This is a genomic window from Stutzerimonas sp. KH-1, from assembly GCF_054483855.1.
Map to the genome: position 1 here is coordinate 1,770,001 of NZ_CM137011.1, position 16,484 is coordinate 1,786,484.

Genomic DNA, 16,484 nt, shown 5'->3' on the forward strand with positions numbered 1-16,484 from the left:
GCGGTGACCAGGAAAGTGATCAAGGCCGCCTCGCGATCGGCTGGCACTGCCATTGCCGCGCTCAATGCCCCGCCTATGGCCGCTAACAGCGCCAGCCCGGCCAGGGCGGCGATCAAGGCGGCCGGGAATGCAGTGAAGATCGAGACCAGCGTCGCCCCGAAGATGCCCAGCAGCAGATAGAAGACACCGCCGGAAACACCCGCGACGTAACGCTTGGACGGATCTTCATGGGATTCCCGGCCGGTACAGATCGCCGCCGTGATCGCCGCGAGGTTCAATCCGTGACAGCCGAACGGCGCCAGCAGCAGCGAACCCAGTGCGCTGCTGCTGATCAGCGGACTGGCTGGCGTGCCATAGCCATCGTTGCGCAGTACCGCCATGCCAGGAACGAACTGTCCGGTCAGCGCCACCATCACCAGCGGAAAGGCGATATTGAGGATGACCTGCCAGCTGAACTCCGGGGTGATCCATACCGGCGTCGCCAGCCCGATGACCAGTGCGTCACTGCGCAACTCACCCGAGGCGATGGTGATCGTCACACCGACGACCAGCACTGCGAGCACCGCGTAACGGGGCAAGGCACGCTTGAACAGCAGATAGGTGCCGAACATCGCCAGCACCAGCCAGGGCTGTTCCTTGACCGAGACGAACAGCCCGGTACCAAAACGGAACAGGATGCCAGCCAGCATGCCCGCGGCGATGGCGGCCGGCAGACGATTGATGATCCGGTCGAACGCGCCGGACAGCCCTACCAGCAGCACCACCACACTGCTGACGATATAGGCGCCGACCGCCTCGTTAAGCGTGATATCCGGCAACATGCTTACCAGCAGCGCCGAGCCCGGTGCCGACCAGGCGATGATGATGGGAACCCGGTAGCGCACGCTGAGCAGAATGCCGAGCACGCCGCTACCGATGGAGATGGTCCAGACCCAGGACGAGAGCACGTCCTGCGGCAAATTCCCGGCTTTGGCGGCTTGGAAGATGATCACCAACGGACCGGCGTAGGAAATCACGGTCGCGATGAAACCGGCGACCACGGCGGAGAGCGAGAAGTCTTTCATCAGAGCTTTCATGTCGCCTCGCAAGACAGGCCTGGCGATCCGTGGTCGATACCCGGATCACTCTTGTTATGAATGAAGCTGCTGCATTACCGGTGCAGCACCGCGGTGCCCGGCTAATACCGGGCACCGCGGCAACCATCAGGCTTGCTGCAGCGCGCGCGGGCGCTTGCTGCGCTGCTCGGCTTGCGGGGCCGGGGCCTTCTGCAGCTGGAAGTCGAAATCCACTTCGGCGAAACGACCCTGCGCGCCCCGTGCACGTGCGGCTTCGGCATCGTCGATGAAGCGGATGTCGCCGACCAGACCATCGCGCGTGGCGTAGGCGAAGTCGTCCCAGAGGTACTTGTCGCCCGCCAGGTTGATCTGCGTGGTCAGGTGACGATGACCGGGCGCGGAGATGAAGAAATGAATGTGCGCCGGCCGCTGGCCGTGACGACCGAGCATGTCGAGCACCTCCTGGGTCGGCCCGTCGGGCGAGCAGCCATAGCCGGACGGCACGATGCTGCGCGCGCGGTAATAGCCGTTCTCGTCGGTGACGATCCGCCGGCGCAGGTTGTACTCGGACTGGCTCTTGTCGAAGTAGGAATAGTTGCCCTTGGTGTTGGCGTGCCAGAGATCGACCACCGCGCCGGCCAGCGGCTCGCCGGTCGGATCGAGGACACGGCCTTGCAGGAACATCACGGTGGCGACATCGTCTTCGCTACCGTCATCCATGCGCGCGATGCCCTGAGCGATTGGCGCGCCGGCAACGTACAGCGGACCTTCGATGGTGCGTGGGGTGCCGCCGACCAGGCCCTCCTGTTCGTCCTTGGCGTCCTGCAGCAGATCGAGGTAATGCTCCAGCCCGAGACCGGCGACCAGCAGGCCGGCCTCGTGACGACCGCCGAGGCGATTGAGGTAGTCCACCGCCTTCCAGAACTCGTCCTGGGTGATTTCCAGGTCTTCGATGATCTTCGCGGTGTCCACCAGGATGCGGTTGATCACCGTCTTCATGCGGCTGCTGCCTTCGTCATTGTTGAAGCCGCTGGCTTCCTTGAAGAACTGCTGCACGTCGCTGGTGTGGGAGATTTTCACAGTCATGGCTCAGGCCTCGTCTTGTAATTGTCGTTACGCGGGTTAACCAGCCGGGCGGGGCCGGCTTCGAACGGGATCAGCGGTCGTCGTCATGGATCGAGGACGGGTGGCGGCACAGCGCGTTGACCTCGATCTCCATGTAGGGGAACAGCGGCAGCTGCATCAGGGTGTCGTGCAGTTCCTGCACGCTGGCGACGTCGAACACGCTGTAGTTGGCGTACTGGCCGGCGATGCGCCAGAGGTGGCGCCACTTGCCTTCACGCATCAGGCTCTGCGCCAGCTCCTTCTCGTCTGCCTTGAGCCTCGCAGCCTTGGCCGGGTCCATGTCGACCGGCAGTTTCACGATCATCTTCACGTGGAAGAGCATCTCGGGTTCTCCTCTTACTTGCGGGCGAAGAACGCGAGGCGCTCTTCATCCAGGGTCAGGCCAAGACCGGGTGTGCGCGGCACTTCCAGCTGGAAGTCGCGATAGACCGGCGCCTCGGTGACGATTTCTTCGGTGAGCAGCAGCGGGCCGAACAGCTCGGTGGCCCAGGTCAGCTTGTTGAGGGTGACGAAGGCATGCGCCGAGGCCAGGGTGCCGACGGAACCTTCGAGCATGGTGCCGCCGTACAGTGCGATACCCGCCGCCTCCGCGATCTGCGCAGTGCGCAGTACGGCTCGTGGACCGCCGTTCTTGGCGATCTTCAGGGCGAAGATGCTGGCCGCGCCGTCGGCTGCCAGGCTGAACGCATCCTCGACGCTCTCGATGGACTCATCGGCCATGATCGGTGCCGGGCTGCGCTGATTCAGGCGCACCTGCCCGCCGCGGTTGATCCGCGAGATCGGCTGTTCGATCAGGTCGATGCCGTTGTCGCCGAGGATGCGGCAGGCGCGCAGCGCCACCGATTCGTCCCAGGCCTGATTGACGTCGACGCGCACGCTGGCACGCTTGCCGAGGGCCTGCTTGATAGCGATGACGTGCTTGAGGTCGGCATTCACCTCGCCGGCGCCGATCTTCAGCTTGAAGATGCGATGGCGGCGGATATCGAGCATGCGCTCGGCTTCCTCGATGTCTTTCGCGGTGTCGCCGCTGGCCAGGGTCCAGGCCACTTCCAGACTGTCTCGTACCCGGCCGCCGAGCAGCTCGCTGACGGGTAGACCGAGGCGTTTGCCCTGGGCATCGAGCAATGCGCTCTCGATGCCGGACTTGGCGAAGGTATTGCCCTTGGCCGCCTTGTCCAGGCGCAGCATGGCGGCGTTGATGTTGGCGACCTCCTGGCCCACCAGCAGCGGGCCGAGGTGGCTGTCGATGTTCTGCTTGATGCTTTCCGGGCTCTCGTTGCCGTAGGCCAGGCCGCCGATGGTGGTGGCCTCGCCGATGCCTTCGATGCCGTCGCTGCACTGCACACGGACGATCACCAGCGTCTGCTGCTGCATGGTGTGCATCGCCAGCTTGTGCGGGCGGATGGTCGGCAGGTCGACGATGATCGTCTGGATGCGTTCGATCAGGATGGGGCTCATGGCGTTATCCGTGTTGAAGTTTTGTGATCAGGCCTTGGCCGCTGCTGCCATCACCACCGGCGCAGGAGTGCCGCTGCGCTTGCTGGAAATGGCGAAGGCGGTCATGGCCAGGGCGGCGATGACGCCCGGGACGGCGAAGGCGATGAAGTTCAGTTGCAGCGGCAGGTTGATGCCCAGCAACGCACCGCCGAGCAGCGGGCCGACGATGGCGCCGTTGCGGCCGATGCCCGAGGCCCAGCCGAGACCGGTGGAGCGGATCGACAGGCCGTAGAACTGCGCGGCGGTCGCATACAGCAGAATCTGCGTGCCGATCACGGTGGCACCGGCGATGAAGATCAGTGTGTAGAGGACCGGCATCGGCGTCTTGAAGCCCAGCAGGCTGATGGAGGCCACCGACACGGCGAAGAACACCACCACCACTTTCGACAGGTTGAAGCGATCACCCAGCCAGCCGCCGAGGATGGCGCCGGCCATACCGCCGAAGTTCAGCGCGAGCAGGAACGACAGGCTCGAACCCAGGCTGTAGCCGGCGTTGGCCATCAGCTTCGGCAACCAGGAGCCCAGCGCGTAGACCATCAGCAGACAGCAGAAGAATGCCAGCCACAGGGAGAAGGTGCGCACGCCACGGCCTTCGCGGAACAGCTCCAGCACCGAGGCACTCTTGCCCTTCACGTCGGTCATCACCAGCTCGTCGGCCGCGCTCAGCTGGCGGCTCGGGTCGACCTTGTTCAGCAGCCCCCGGGCCTGCTCGCCCCGGCCCTGGCGAACCAGGAAGCCAACCGATTCCGGCAGGTACCAGAGAATCACCGGCAACAACAGCAGCGGTACGGCGGCGGCGAAGAACATCGCTTCCCAGCCGAAGCGCGGCAGCATGTAGATCCCCAGTCCGGCCGACAGCATGCCGCCCAGCGAATAGCCGCTGAACATGATGGCTACCAGCGTGCTGCGCAGCCGCTTGGGCGCGTACTCGTTCATCAGCGCCACCACATTGGGCATCAACCCGCCGCAGCCGAGGCCGGCGAGAAAGCGAAAGATGCCGAACTCGGTGGGCGTGCTGGCGAAGCCGTTGAGCACCGTGGCGCCGCTGAACAGCACGAAGCAGATGGCGATGCCCTTCTTGCGGCCGATGCGGTCGGCCAGGGTGCCGAACACCAGCGCGCCGAACATCATGCCGAACAGCGCGTAGCTGCCCAGCGCACCGGCCTCCAGCGGGGTGAGCCCCCACTCCTTCATGATTACCGGCAGCACTACGCCGTAGATGAACAGGTCGTAGCCGTCGAAGATCAGCAGCAGTGCGCAGAGGCACACGACCAGCCAGTGAAAGCGGTTGAAGCGCGCGTTATCGATGATTTCGTGAACATCTACTTGTCGCATGGCAAGACTCTCTATTGTTTTTGTTAGTCGCGGATCGGCTGCAGCGATGGGTCACCGCGCCGCCGATGTGCCCTGGCGCTGACCGGTCGAGCCGGCCCGGGTACTGCTCAACCGAGATCGCCACCACCCACCGGCAGGGTCACGCCGGTGATGTAGGAGGCCTCGTCGGACGCGAGGAAAAGAATCGCGCCGGCCTGCTCGTCGATGGTTCCGTAGCGCTTCATCAATGAGGAATCGACGGTCTGATCGACGATCTGCTGGTACCAGGTCTTTTCCTGCTCGCTCTGCTCGGCAGCATTGCGCGGAATGCGCCGCGGCGGCGCCTCGGTGCCGCCGGGTGCGGTGGCGTTGACGCGGATGCCACGCTGGGCGTTCTCGAAGGCCAGGCACGCGGTCAGCGCATTGACGCCGCCCTTGGCCGCGCCGTAGGGCACGCGGTTGAGGCTGCGCGTGGCGATCGAGGAGACATTGACGATGGAGCCACCACCCTGCTCCAGCATGTGCGGCAAGGCCGCGTGGCAGCACCACAGGGTGGGGAACAGCGAGCGACGCACCTCGGCCTCGATCTCGTGCTCCAGGTAATGCTCGAAGGGCTTGGCCCAGATTGTCCCGCCGACGTTGTTGACGAGGATGTCGAGACGGCCGAAACGCTCTTTCGCGGCATCCATCACCCGATGGCAATCGGCGAACTGCTCCAGGTCGGCGGTCAGGGTCAAGACTTCGGCGTCCTGCCCCAGTTGATCGGCCAGTTCATGGACCAGTTCGGAACGGTCCACGGCCACCAGCCGGCCGCCTTCCTCGACGAATCGCTCGGCGACACGGCGACCGATGCCCTGGGCCGCGCCGGTGATCACCGCGACCTTGTTGTGAAATCGTGTGTTCATCTACCCAACCTCTGGAATGGCGAGGATTCGGTGGGCAATGCGGCGCAGTTGACCACCCTACGACCGGTGGATCAGGCGCTGGCGGCGAACTTCTCGTAATAGAAGTTGGCCGGTTGCAGGCCCTGCTCACGTATGAACTGGTTGACCGACTCGACCATGGGCGGCGGGCCGCACAGGTAGATGTCCACCTCGCCATCGTTGAGGTGTTTGGGTTCGATGTGCTGGGTAACGTAGCCCTTGTGCGGGTACTGGCTGTCGGAGCTGGACACGCAGGCGCTGTAGGTGAAGTTCGGAATGCGCGCGGCGAAGTCTTCGAGCCGGTCAATCTCCACCAGATCGAAATCGTTGGAGACGCCGTAGATCAGGTGCAGCGGATGCTCACTGCCCTGCTCGGCGATCTTCTCCAGCATCGCTGTGAACGGCGCCAAGCCCGTGCCGCCGGCCAGCAAAAGCAGCGGCCGCTTGATCTCGCGCAGGTAAAAGCTGCCCAGCGGGCCGGCCAGGGTGAGGCTGTCGCCGGCCTTGGCCATGCCGCTCAAGAAACTGCTCATCAGCCCGCCCGGCACGTTGCGGATCAGGAAGCTGACCTCACCGCCCTTCTGCAGCGAGCTGAACGAGTAGGCGCGGGTCTGATCGGTGCCCGGCACCTGCAGGTTGACGTACTGCCCGGGCAGGAAGGCCAGCTGGCTCAGCGACTCGCCCTTGATCGACAGCGCAATGGTGCTCTGCGACAGCTGACGCACATTGCTGATGGTCGCCTGGTAGCTGGCCTGCGTGGTCTTGCAGACATCCGAGGAGGCCGGCACGCGAATCACGCAGTCGCTTTCGGCGCGCATCTGGCAGGTCAGCACGAAGCCTTGGGCGGCTTCGTCCTCGCTCAGCGCATCCTCGATGTACTCCTCGCCGAGGTCGTAGCTGCCAGCTTCGGCGAAGCACTTGCAGGCCCCGCAGGCACCGTCGCGGCAGTCCAGCGGGATGTTGATGCCCTGGCGGTAGGCCGCGTCGGCGACGGTTTCGCCGAGGTTGGCTTCGATGAAGCGGGTCACCCCGTCTTCGAAATTCAATGCGATCTGGTGAGTCATGGCCTTGCCCTCACAGGTGGTAAACGTCGATCAACTGGCGGATGTAGTCGTTCTTCAGCACGACCTTCTTGTGCTTGATCAGCGGGCTCTCGCCGCGGGTGTCGAGCGTGTAGAAGCTGGTGCCGTAGAAGTGGTCGACGGTCTTGTAGCGGAAGCTCATCGTGTGCCAGTTGAAGCGCAGCTTGCAGAAGCCCTCGCCCTGCTCGATCAGCTCCAGGTTGCTGATGTTGTGCGAAGTGCGGGTATCCGGAATGGTGGCGCTGGAGCGCTCGGTGCGGATGCGGAACACCCGGTCTTCCAGGCCGCTGCGGTTGCCGTACCAGATCAGCGAGATTTCCTTTTGCGGGTCTTCGGTGAGCTTGTCCTCGTCGTCCCAAGCCGGCATCCAGAACGTCGCGTCGGCGGCATACAACTCCAGCCAGCTGTCCCAGTCCTTGTCGTCGAGGTAGCGTGCTTCGCGGTAGAGAAAGTCACGCGCGGTTTCATAGGCGATGCTCATTTACGCGCCCTCCACGTGGATCAGCTGGTCCTGCTCGGCCTTCACTGCCTTGATCATCTGCTGCTGCCAGTAGTGGTGCTGCAGCACGAAAAGGCCCTCGTCCTCGGTGCGCGCGCCGCTCATAAGCGGTTGCAGGTCGATCTCCTGCGCACCTTCGTCGGCGCCGTCGATCCAGTGCTTGGCGCCGCGGGACATGTCGTTCCACTCCATGGCGCGACCGGCAAAGCCTTGCTGGCAGGCGCGGAACTCTTCGAGGTCATCCGGGGTGGCCATGCCGCTGACATTGAAGAAGTCTTCGTACTGACGAATGCGGCGCGCGCGCGCTTCGGCACTCTCGCCCTTGGGCGCGATGCAGTAGATGGTGACTTCGGTCTTGTCCACCGACAGCGGCTTGGCGATGCGCAGCTGCGAGCCGAACTGATCCATCAGGTACAGGTTCGGATAGAGGCAGAGGTTGCGCGAGTTCTCGATCATCCAGTCGGTACGGGCCTGGCCGAACTCGGCGATCATCTCGTCGCGGCGGGCGTACAACGGACGGTCTTCCGGGTTGTCCCAGCGGGTCCAGAGCAGCAGGTGGCCATTCTCGAAGGAGTAGAAGCCACCGCCTTTCTTGCCCCAGCCGCCGGCGCTCATGGCGCGGATGTCGTCGCCGGCTTCCTTGAGCTTGCGCTGCTGCTGGGTGGCGGCGTAGTTCCAGTGCACGGCGGTGACGTGGTAGCCATCGGCGCCATTCTCGGCCTGCAGTTTCCAGTTGCCTTCATAGACATAGGTGGACGAGCCGCGCAGAACTTCGATGCCTTCCGGAGACTGGTCGACCACCATGTCGATGATCTTCTTCGACTCGCCGAGAAACTCCTCCAGCGGCGCGACATCCTCGCGCAGGCTGCCGAAGAGGAAGCCGCGATAGGACTCGAAGCGCGCGACCTTCTTCAGGTCATGCGAGCCGTCGCAGTTGAAGCTGTCGGGGTAGCCGGCTTCCTTGGGGTCCTTGACCTTGAGCAGCTTGCCCGAGTTGTTGAAGGTCCAGCCATGGAACGGACAGGTGTAGGTCGCCTTGTTGCCGCTCTTGAAGCGGCACAGCATGGCACCGCGATGGCTGCAGGCATTGATGAAGGCGTTGAGTTCACCATCCTTGTTGCGCGCGATGAAGATCGGCTGGCGCCCCATCTGGGTGGTGTAGTAGTCGTTCTTCTCGGGGATCTGGCTCTCGTGGGCGAGGTAAATCCAGTTGCCCTCGAAGATGTGCTTCATCTCCAGATCGAACAACCGAGGGTCGGTGAACATCTCGCGCTTGCAGCGAAAGATGCCCTTCTCTTTGTCTTCTTCGAGCAGCGAATCAAGGTAGTCGATTCCCAGGGACATGGCCGGGGCCTCCATTGTTATTGTTTCCACGTGATGAAGGCTAAGGCGCGGGCGGCGACATCAATATCCGTTTTCTGCAGGACCTCTATCCGTTTTCTGCAGAATGCAAGGCGACCGTTTGCCGCACAGACGCGCAGCCGACGACCGCCCGTTCGAGCACGGGAACCTGTGCAGATAAGGATGGGTTGGAAAAGGAGCCGCTGCCGTCGGACGGGCAGCGACTCAAGGGGACTCAGTGATGGCGGCGCAGGGTGTCCGAGGGCAGCTCGCCGAAGGTGCTCTTGTAGCTTTCCGAGAAACGCCCCAGGTGCATGAAGCCGTAGTCCATGGCGATCTCGGTGATGTTACGCACCCTGGCCGAAGGGTCGCTCAGCCGGCCGTGGATCTGCTCCAGCTTGCGCTGACGAATGTAGGACTTCGGCGTGGTGCCGACCTTGCGCTCGAACAGCAGGTACAGCGAGCGCAGGCTCATGTTGGCCAGTTCGGCCAGCTGCTCGACGGAGATATCCTTCTTCAGATGCTCGTCGATGTAGTCGGTCAGCCGACCGAACGAGGGACAGCTGTCACCGAAGGGGTCGCGCTGGATATTGCTGGCCAGGCTGCAGAGCAATTTGCTGGCGATGATCCGGCTGTACTGCTCCTGAATCTGCGGGATGCTCTGCTCGGAGCCCGCCTCACGGCAGACCAGCCCGAGCAGGCTGTCGAAGCCATCCAGCTCGCCAAGGGCATGGCGATTGGCGCTGAAGCGGATACCGGCGGACGGAGCGCGCCACTGGTTCTCGCGGCAGGCCTGTTCGAGGAAGGAGGCCGGCAACTTGACGATCAACTTCTCGCAATCGTCCGAGTAGGTCAGATCAACCGGATCGTCCGGGTTGATCAGCAGCAGCTCGCCGGGGGTGAAGTAGTGTTCCTGCCCCCGTCCGCGCCACAGGCAGTGCCCGCGCTGCAGCAGCTGTAGGTGATAGATGGTTTCCAGGGCTGGTGAGGTGACATGGACGCTGCCACCGTAGCTGATCTGGCAGAGATCGAGCTTGCCGAACTTGCAATGGCTGAGGCTGGCCTGCGGTGTGCCGGTGCGGGGCAGACGAATGCAGTGTGCGCCTACGTGCTGATTGACGTAGTCCGACACGGCATGCGGATCGGCATGCTCGAAGATCCTGCTTTTTTCATTCAGCAGTCTGTCCATCACAAGGCACTCTCATAATTTTTATAGTGGAGCTGACCAGCACGAGGCTCGGGAGCCCGCCGCAGCAAATCGAGGCAGGGCGAGAATATCGACTAATCGAACTGTATGTGATTCGACCAAGGGCAGCACCTCTGTCGGCCGGTAACCGAACGGTTTTTGTATTTCGATTGATGACGGCGACAGCGGCGGCGTCGCGCAACATCTGGCGTGTCCACTGTCTACTGCAGACGGTGCCTAAGCAGCCGCGACAGACTGACGTGACAACGGCACCGCACTACCGATAGCCAACCCAAGCGGACGTGCCCATGTGCCTGCCTGACGTGAGCGAACGAGACCTGTTGCTGATCATTGACGTGCAGAACGACTTCTGCGACGGCGGTGCCCTGGCGGTACCCGACGCCGACGCTGTAGTGCCGGTCATCAACCAGCTGTGCGAACACTTTGGCCATATTGCGGTAACCCTGGACTGGCATCCGGCTAATCATCTCAGCTTCGCCAGCAGCCATCCGGGACGCCGTCCTTTCGAGCAAATCAACGTGCCCTACGGCCTGCAGACGCTATGGCCAGAGCATTGCGTGCAAGGCACCGTCGGCGCAGAACTGCACCCACGCCTGATGGCGCAACGGGCCGAACTAGTACTGCGCAAGGGTTATCGTGCGGCGATCGATTCCTACTCGGCGTTCTACGAGAATGACCGGGCCACCCCCACCGGGCTGGGAGGCTACCTGCGCGAACGCGGCTTCGAACGGTTGTTCCTGTGCGGCCTGGCACTGGATTTCTGCGTGCTCTATAGCGCGCTGGACGCCCGCCGTGAGGGTTTTGCGGTAACGGTGCTGACCGACGCCTGTCGCGGCCTGGACGTTCAGGGTTCGCTGAGCGAGGCGCTGGCTCGAATGGGCGCTGCGGGCGTAGAGATTCGCTGGAGAATCTGAATCAGCGATGCAGCCGATCTGCCTGCGCGGCCAGTTCAAGCACTGATTCGGCGATCTCGACCGGATAGCCGACTCCGTTCGGCTCCAGCGCCGTGAGGGATGCCGGTAGCCGCTGCAGCTGTTCGTGTGCATAACGCCGGATCTGCTGGAGACTCGGAGCCACCGCGACACGACGCCCCCGGCGCATGACCGGCTGGATCAGCGCCCGCCCTTCATGCGCATCATCCTCCAGGGTCAGGATATCGCCGCAGCACCTGCCCGGCGGCGAGGTAATAGCTGCTCCCGCTCGGCAGGCCGCGACAAAAGAACTCGAAAGCGGCCATTGCATCCATGTGCTGGTCGAAATACGCCTGCAACATGGTCAGTTGATAAAGGCCTGTGAACAACGCGCCAGGCGAGGCAAGTCGCAACGGATCAACGGTCATGAGGCCTCCGGGTATCTCTACTATGTTTAGCAGGCTGTACCGCAACCAGCCGCTCAGCCTCTCTTGCCCGCCGCGGCATCTGCGAGGGATCGAACATGCTCACGAAGCTATTTTTCGCTGGAGACCTGATGTGCGGCCGCGGCATCGACCAGGTGTTACCGCAGCGCGGCGACCCAGCCATCCATGAGGCTTATGCGCAGCACGCCGGCGATTACGTGCGCCTTGCCGAGCAGAAAAACGGCAAGATCCCCACTACGGTCGATTATTCCTATCCCTGGGGCGTTGCCCTGGCGGCGCTTGCGGAGCGACGGCCACACGTCCGCCTGGTCAACCTGGAAACCTCACTGACCTGTCGCGGCGAGCCACGGCCGCATGGGCTGCATTATCGAATGAATCCGGCCAACATGGGCATCCTCAACGTGGCCGAAATCGATTGCTGCTCGCTGGCCAACAACCACGTCCTCGACTGGGGCGAAGCAGGGCTTCGCGACACGCTGGAGGTCCTGGACAAGCATGGCATCCATCGCAGCGGTGCAGGCTTGGATGCCGCTGAAGCCGAAGCACCGGCGATCCTGCCGTTGCCCAGTGGCAAACGCATGCTGGTGTTCGCCTATGCCACCACCGACAGCGGTGTGGATGCGGAATGCTCTGCCGGCCCCGGCAAGCCGGGTGTTGCCTGGCTGCCCGACCTATCGTCCACGTCCCTGCGTCACGTTGTGCAGCGCATCCGTGCCAGCAAGCGCCCCGGCGACCTGGTGGTCGTGTCGCTGCATTGGGGCGGCAACTGGGACTTCTCGCTATACGAAGCGCAGACTCGCTTCGCCCGTGATCTGATCGACGAAGCAGGCGTTGATCTAATCCACGGACACTCCTCGCACCACGTCAAAGCGCTCGAGGTCTACCGGGGGCGGCTGATCGCCTATGGCTGCGGCGACCTGTTGAATGACTATGAAGGCATCGACGGTTACGAAAGCTACCGAAGCGATCTGGGGCTGCTGTATTTCGCCAGCCTGAAACCAGACGGCAGCCTCGCCGCATTGGAGCTCTGCCCGATCAAACGCTCCAGGCTCCGCCTGAACCGCCCTTCGAGCGACGAGCGCGACTGGCTGTTGAACGTCGTCAACCGTGACTCGGAGCACTTCGGCTGCTATCTGGAACCGACCGCAAACGACGCCTTCAAACTGACCTGGCCAGCCATGCAGCATTGATGCGGTTCGGCAGGCGCGCCATTGGTACGGTGTATTTTCCTGTAGACTACGCGGCCCAGCGCGCCGCCCGATGGCCGCTTGATTTCCGGCGGCCCGCCGCGGCGTGCCGGACCACCGCGACTGAACTAACCTGATGCTTCCAGATTCCCAAACCACTGCTCACGCCGCTCTTTCCCGCCGCTTCTCGGTCGCGCCGATGATGGACTGGACGGATCGCCATTGTCGCTACTTCCTGCGCCAGCTTTCCAGGCACGCCCTGCTCTACACCGAGATGGTTACCACCGGTGCGCTGCTGCACGGCGATGCGGCACGGTTTCTGCGCCACGATGTGAGCGAGCATCCGCTGGCGCTGCAGCTGGGCGGCAGCGTGCCGGGCGATCTGGCAGCTTGCGCAAAGCTCGCCGAAGCCGCGGGTTATGACGAGGTGAATCTCAACGTTGGCTGCCCCAGCGATCGGGTGCAGAACAACATGATCGGCGCCTGCCTAATGGGCCATCCGCAACTGGTCGCCGATTGTGTGAAGGCCATGCGCGATGCGGTGGGCATCGAGGTCACCGTCAAGCACCGTATCGGCATCAACGGCCGCGACAGCTATGCCGAATTGTGCGATTTCGTCGGCCAGGTGCGCGACGCCGGCTGCCGCAGCTTCACCGTGCACGCGCGCATCGCCATCCTCGAAGGACTGTCACCGAAGCAGAATCGCGAGGTCCCGCCGCTACGCTACGACATCGCCGCGCAGCTCAAGCGGGATTTCCCGGGCCTCGAGATCATCCTCAACGGCGGCATCAAGACGCTGGAAGAATGCCGTGCGCATCTGCAGACGTTCGATGGTGTCATGCTCGGTCGCGAGGCCTACCACAACCCCTACCTGCTGGCGCAGGTCGATAGCAGCCTGTTCGGCAGCGACGCACCAGTCATCAGCCGTGCGCAGGCGTTACGCAACATGGGCCCATACATCGAACGGCATCTTGCCGAGGGCGGCGCCATGCATCACGTCACCCGCCATGTGCTCGGCCTGGGCCAGGGTTTCCCCGGCGCGCGGCGCTTCCGTCAGCTGCTTTCGGTGGACATTCACAAGACCGGCGAGCCGCTGGCGCTGCTCGATCAGGCGGTGGCGTTGCTCGAAGGCCACTAACGACTTCGCGGCCAAGGAACGCAGGCAGAGCAATCGGATCAAAGGCTGGCGCACCCGCGCCCATCCACTCGTTGAGCGGGTGAACCGGCTCGGGTAAGGTCGTGCCATTCACAGGACGGAGCCCCCTCTTACATGACTTCCAAGCTGGAACAACTCAAGCAGTTCACCACCGTCGTTGCCGATACCGGTGATATCGACGCCATTGCCCGCCTGAAGCCGGTGGACGCCACCACCAACCCATCACTGCTGCTCAAGGCGGCTGCGATGCCGCGCTATGCCGAGGACCTGGGCAACGCGATGAAGCAATGCCAGGGCGATATCGGCCTGGCCTGCGACCTGTTCGCGGTCGCTGTCGGCAAGCAGATCCTCGAACTCATCCCCGGACGCATTTCCACCGAGGTCGACGCGCGCCTTTCCTTCGACACCCAGGCCATGGTCCAGCGCGGCGAGCGGCTGATCGGGCTCTACGAGCAGGCCGGCATCAGCCGCGAGCGCGTGCTGATCAAGATCGCCTCCACCTGGGAAGGCATCCGCGCCGCCGAGCAGCTGGAAAAGGCCGGCATCCAGACCAACCTCACCCTGCTGTTCTCCTTCACCCAGGCGGTGGCCTGCGCCGAGGCGGGCGTGTTCCTGATCTCCCCGTTCGTTGGCCGCATTTACGACTGGTACAAGAAGCACGAAGGCCGCGATTACCAGGGCGCGGAAGACCCCGGTGTGCAATCGGTCAGCCGCATCTACGACTACTACAAGGCGCACGGCTACGAGACGGTGGTGATGGGCGCGAGCTTCCGCAACGTCGGTCAGATCGAGGCGCTGGCCGGCTGCGATCGCCTGACCATCAGCCCGGAGCTGCTCGGCCAACTCGCCGAAGCCAGCGGCACGCTAGAGCGCAAGCTGGAGCCGGGCCGCGCCTCCGAACCGCGCATCAGCCTGGATGAGAACAGCTTCCGCTGGGGGCTGAACGAAGACGCGATGGCGACCGAAAAACTCGCCGAAGGCATCCGTCAGTTCGCCAGGGATCAGGAAAAACTCGAAGCGCTACTGGCAGAACTGGCCTGAGTTCCGATCAGGAGCGCTCCAGGGCGGTGACGAGGTCATGGAAGGCCTCGCGGTTGGACTCGTTAAGGCTCATCAGGATGCGGTGAGCCTCCAGCACCTTGGCCTTCACCACCTCCTCCGACTGATCCTGCGAAGGCAGATCGGCCAGACACTCCGGACAAGGCAGCGGAGTATCGACGATGTTGAACACCTGATCGAAGCCCATCGACTGCAACAGTCGAGTGATATCCGGGTGGGTCGTGACCAGCGTCGGCAACATGCCGACCTTTTGCCGCGACAGAATCGACAGCTTGGCCAGCAGGCCGAGGGTGGTGCTGTCGATGCTACGGCTCTCGGTCAGATCGATGACGATGGATGAGAAATTGAGCGACGAGAAGATCTTCTCGATCGTTGCATCCAGCGCCGAACAGAGCGTCAGACGGATCTCACCAATGAACTTCAGAACAAAGGTGCCATCCATCTCGGCGAACTGGATTCTTCCAGTACTCATGCAAGGTTCCTGCTCAACACCAGCAAGGCGATATCGTCGGGCATGTCAGCCAGTTCGGCTAACCCGAAGACTCGGCGTAATCCATCCAGCGTGCCACCGGCCTCGGTAATCAGACCGGGCAACGCGGACTCTTTGTCTTTGAGTGTTTCTCCGGGCAAAAGGTCCAGAATGCCATCGGAGAGCAAGGTCAGGCTGAAGGTCTGCGGCAGCTCCAGTTCGAAATCCTGGTAGGTGGCTTCGGCGAACAACCCTACCGGAAGCCCACGCCCCTCCAGATAGCGAGAGCTCTGGCCATCGAACAGCACCGGCATCGGCAAATGCCCGCCGATGCTGTAGTGCAGTACATCGCGTTCCTGATCGATCACGCCACCGAGCATGGTGACGTGCTTGCCCAGTTTGCAGTTGATCAGCCCGCGGTTGATGTGGTCGAGCACTTCCGAAGGCTTGAACTCACGCAGTGTCCCGCCGCGGCGCGATTCGTACAGCAGGCGGGTAGTCATGAACTTGAGCAGCACGGTGACGAACGCCGAGGACGCCCCATGACCAGACACGTCCGCCAGGTAGAAGCCGATGCGTCGCTCATCCACGCGAAAGTAATCGACGAAGTCACCGGACAGATAAAGCGAGGGAATGATCTGGTGGGCGAAATCGAAATCGTCGGCGCTCCAAGGGGTCACCGGCAGCATGTTCATCTGCACCTGGCGCCCGGCGTCCTGATCCTCCTGCAACAGATGCAGGCTGGCCTGTAGGTCGCGGTTGGCGGTCTCCAGCTGCTCGCGATAGCGGCGGTTTTCCAGCCGCAGGCGAGAACGATCCAACGCGCGGCGAACCGAGTGTTCGAGCATCGCCAGATCTTCGAGAGGCTTGATCAGATAGTCGGCGGCGCCCAGGCGCAACGCCTCCACCGCATCGCTCATCACCCCGGCGCCCGATACCACGATCACTGGCAGGTCGAGCTGACGCTCGCTGATCTGACGGATCAGCTCCAGCCCATCCATCTGCGGCATGCGCAAATCGCAGATGACCAGATCGGGCTGCTCCGACTCGAAAAGCTCCATGCCTTGCGGACCATTGCCAGCCTGCAGGACACGAAAACCGCTGTCATCCAGATAGGCGGCCAGACTGGCCCGAACCACATCGTCGTCATCAATGATCAGCAGCGTCGCGCTTGGTTTATGCATGTTCCTACCAGGCGGTGTCGCCAGGATGA

The 16,484-nt window shown here is 63.0% G+C and carries 18 protein-coding genes (1 of these 18 running past the window's edge); 4 read left to right on the forward strand and 14 right to left on the reverse strand.

Annotated features, from left to right (window positions below):
- From ACX1DW_RS08380 to ACX1DW_RS08425, 10 genes are all read right to left on the reverse strand, one after another.
- Positions 1–1,076, reverse strand: partial view of a benzoate/H(+) symporter BenE family transporter gene (locus ACX1DW_RS08380; protein ID WP_458993201.1) — the 5' portion only. Its footprint begins 136 nt before the window's first position; the window shows 1,076 of its 1,212 coding nt (coding positions 1–1,076); the start codon lies at positions 1,074–1,076; its stop codon lies off the left edge, out of view.
- 126 nt (positions 1,077–1,202) lie between these two features.
- The gene (gene catA, locus ACX1DW_RS08385) at positions 1,203–2,141 is read right to left on the reverse strand and encodes a catechol 1,2-dioxygenase (protein ID WP_458993202.1); all 939 of its coding nucleotides are present in this window, start codon (positions 2,139–2,141) and stop codon (positions 1,203–1,205) included.
- A 70-nt stretch (positions 2,142–2,211) separates the two neighbouring features.
- Positions 2,212–2,502, reverse strand: a complete 291-nt coding sequence (catC, locus tag ACX1DW_RS08390; RefSeq protein WP_063543998.1) for a muconolactone Delta-isomerase — start codon at positions 2,500–2,502, stop codon at positions 2,212–2,214.
- 14 nt (positions 2,503–2,516) lie between these two features.
- Positions 2,517–3,638: a muconate cycloisomerase family protein gene (locus tag ACX1DW_RS08395; protein ID WP_458993203.1), complete on the reverse strand. Its 1,122-nt coding sequence runs from the start codon at positions 3,636–3,638 to the stop codon at positions 2,517–2,519.
- A gap of 27 nt (positions 3,639–3,665) precedes the next feature.
- Positions 3,666–5,012: an MFS transporter gene (locus ACX1DW_RS08400; protein ID WP_458993204.1), complete on the reverse strand. Its 1,347-nt coding sequence runs from the start codon at positions 5,010–5,012 to the stop codon at positions 3,666–3,668.
- 107 nt (positions 5,013–5,119) lie between these two features.
- Entirely contained in the window at positions 5,120–5,896 is a 777-nt protein-coding gene (locus tag ACX1DW_RS08405) for a 1,6-dihydroxycyclohexa-2,4-diene-1-carboxylate dehydrogenase (protein ID WP_458993205.1), read from the reverse strand.
- 71 nt (positions 5,897–5,967) lie between these two features.
- On the reverse strand, positions 5,968–6,978 hold the full coding sequence (gene benC, locus ACX1DW_RS08410) for a benzoate 1,2-dioxygenase electron transfer component BenC (RefSeq protein ID WP_458993206.1): 1,011 nt from the start codon (positions 6,976–6,978) through the stop codon (positions 5,968–5,970).
- 10 nt (positions 6,979–6,988) lie between these two features.
- Entirely contained in the window at positions 6,989–7,477 is a 489-nt protein-coding gene (gene benB, locus ACX1DW_RS08415) for a benzoate 1,2-dioxygenase small subunit (protein ID WP_063543988.1), read from the reverse strand.
- On the reverse strand, positions 7,478–8,839 hold the full coding sequence (gene benA / locus ACX1DW_RS08420) for a benzoate 1,2-dioxygenase large subunit (RefSeq protein ID WP_133455786.1): 1,362 nt from the start codon (positions 8,837–8,839) through the stop codon (positions 7,478–7,480). It lies immediately after the preceding gene.
- A 232-nt stretch (positions 8,840–9,071) separates the two neighbouring features.
- Complete coding sequence (locus ACX1DW_RS08425) at positions 9,072–10,025, reverse strand: AraC family transcriptional regulator (RefSeq protein ID WP_063543986.1); 954 nt, start codon at positions 10,023–10,025, stop codon at positions 9,072–9,074.
- Between the two features lie 305 nt (positions 10,026–10,330).
- On the opposite strand from ACX1DW_RS08425, the gene pncA reads away from it, so the two are divergent.
- Positions 10,331–10,957 (forward strand): bifunctional nicotinamidase/pyrazinamidase, encoded by a 627-nt coding sequence (gene pncA / locus ACX1DW_RS08430; RefSeq protein ID WP_458993207.1) that lies wholly within the window; start codon positions 10,331–10,333, stop codon positions 10,955–10,957.
- 1 nt (position 10,958) lies between these two features.
- Here pncA and ACX1DW_RS08435 read toward each other — a convergent pair whose 3' ends face one another.
- Both ACX1DW_RS08435 and ACX1DW_RS08440 read right to left on the reverse strand, forming a co-directional pair.
- Complete coding sequence (locus ACX1DW_RS08435) at positions 10,959–11,120, reverse strand: hypothetical protein (protein WP_267932571.1); 162 nt, start codon at positions 11,118–11,120, stop codon at positions 10,959–10,961.
- Between the two features lie 58 nt (positions 11,121–11,178).
- Positions 11,179–11,382 carry a hypothetical protein gene (locus ACX1DW_RS08440; protein ID WP_458993208.1) on the reverse strand — a complete coding sequence of 68 codons (204 nt, stop codon included), beginning with the start codon at positions 11,380–11,382 and terminating at the stop codon, positions 11,179–11,181.
- A 95-nt stretch (positions 11,383–11,477) separates the two neighbouring features.
- Here ACX1DW_RS08440 and ACX1DW_RS08445 point away from each other — a divergent pair, with 95 nt between their 5' ends.
- The 3 genes from ACX1DW_RS08445 (at position 11,478) to tal (ending at position 14,784) form a co-directional block, all read left to right on the forward strand.
- The gene (locus tag ACX1DW_RS08445) at positions 11,478–12,590 is read left to right on the forward strand and encodes a CapA family protein (RefSeq protein WP_458993209.1); all 1,113 of its coding nucleotides are present in this window, start codon (positions 11,478–11,480) and stop codon (positions 12,588–12,590) included.
- Between the two features lie 133 nt (positions 12,591–12,723).
- Complete coding sequence (gene dusA, locus ACX1DW_RS08450; RefSeq protein ID WP_133455791.1) at positions 12,724–13,725, forward strand: tRNA dihydrouridine(20/20a) synthase DusA; 1,002 nt, start codon at positions 12,724–12,726, stop codon at positions 13,723–13,725.
- Positions 13,726–13,857: 132 nt separating this feature from the next.
- Positions 13,858–14,784 (forward strand): transaldolase, encoded by a 927-nt coding sequence (tal, locus tag ACX1DW_RS08455; protein ID WP_063543980.1) that lies wholly within the window; start codon positions 13,858–13,860, stop codon positions 14,782–14,784.
- A 7-nt stretch (positions 14,785–14,791) separates the two neighbouring features.
- On the opposite strand, the gene rssC is transcribed toward tal, so the two are convergent.
- A complete protein-coding gene (gene rssC / locus ACX1DW_RS08460) occupies positions 14,792–15,274 on the reverse strand; it encodes an anti-sigma factor antagonist RssC (protein WP_015277472.1) in 483 nt (160 codons plus the stop codon).
- On the reverse strand, positions 15,271–16,455 hold the full coding sequence (gene rssB, locus ACX1DW_RS08465) for a two-component system response regulator RssB (RefSeq protein WP_102840925.1): 1,185 nt from the start codon (positions 16,453–16,455) through the stop codon (positions 15,271–15,273). The genes rssC and rssB overlap by 4 nt, the downstream gene beginning before the upstream one ends.
- Positions 16,456–16,484: the final 29 nt, after the last annotated feature.

What these genes read in the sequence shown, in the direction of transcription:
- ACX1DW_RS08405 (WP_458993205.1), bottom strand. Translation starts at nt 5,896, where the DNA reads ATGAACACACGATTTCACAACAAGGTCGCGGTGATCACCGGCGCGGCC.
- tal (WP_063543980.1), top strand. Translation starts at nt 13,858, where the DNA reads ATGACTTCCAAGCTGGAACAACTCAAGCAGTTCACCACCGTCGTTGCC.
- catC (WP_063543998.1), bottom strand. Translation starts at nt 2,502, where the DNA reads ATGCTCTTCCACGTGAAGATGATCGTGAAACTGCCGGTCGACATGGAC.
- benB (WP_063543988.1), bottom strand. Translation starts at nt 7,477, where the DNA reads ATGAGCATCGCCTATGAAACCGCGCGTGACTTTCTCTACCGCGAAGCA.
- dusA (WP_133455791.1), top strand. Translation starts at nt 12,724, where the DNA reads ATGCTTCCAGATTCCCAAACCACTGCTCACGCCGCTCTTTCCCGCCGC.
- ACX1DW_RS08445 (WP_458993209.1), top strand. Translation starts at nt 11,478, where the DNA reads ATGCTCACGAAGCTATTTTTCGCTGGAGACCTGATGTGCGGCCGCGGC.
- ACX1DW_RS08425 (WP_063543986.1), bottom strand. Translation starts at nt 10,025, where the DNA reads ATGGACAGACTGCTGAATGAAAAAAGCAGGATCTTCGAGCATGCCGAT.
- rssC (WP_015277472.1), bottom strand. Translation starts at nt 15,274, where the DNA reads ATGAGTACTGGAAGAATCCAGTTCGCCGAGATGGATGGCACCTTTGTT.
- pncA (WP_458993207.1), top strand. Translation starts at nt 10,331, where the DNA reads ATGTGCCTGCCTGACGTGAGCGAACGAGACCTGTTGCTGATCATTGAC.
- catA (WP_458993202.1), bottom strand. Translation starts at nt 2,141, where the DNA reads ATGACTGTGAAAATCTCCCACACCAGCGACGTGCAGCAGTTCTTCAAG.
- ACX1DW_RS08440 (WP_458993208.1), bottom strand. Translation starts at nt 11,382, where the DNA reads ATGACCGTTGATCCGTTGCGACTTGCCTCGCCTGGCGCGTTGTTCACA.
- ACX1DW_RS08400 (WP_458993204.1), bottom strand. Translation starts at nt 5,012, where the DNA reads ATGCGACAAGTAGATGTTCACGAAATCATCGATAACGCGCGCTTCAAC.
- benA (WP_133455786.1), bottom strand. Translation starts at nt 8,839, where the DNA reads ATGTCCCTGGGAATCGACTACCTTGATTCGCTGCTCGAAGAAGACAAA.
- rssB (WP_102840925.1), bottom strand. Translation starts at nt 16,455, where the DNA reads ATGCATAAACCAAGCGCGACGCTGCTGATCATTGATGACGACGATGTG.
- benC (WP_458993206.1), bottom strand. Translation starts at nt 6,978, where the DNA reads ATGACTCACCAGATCGCATTGAATTTCGAAGACGGGGTGACCCGCTTC.
- ACX1DW_RS08395 (WP_458993203.1), bottom strand. Translation starts at nt 3,638, where the DNA reads ATGAGCCCCATCCTGATCGAACGCATCCAGACGATCATCGTCGACCTG.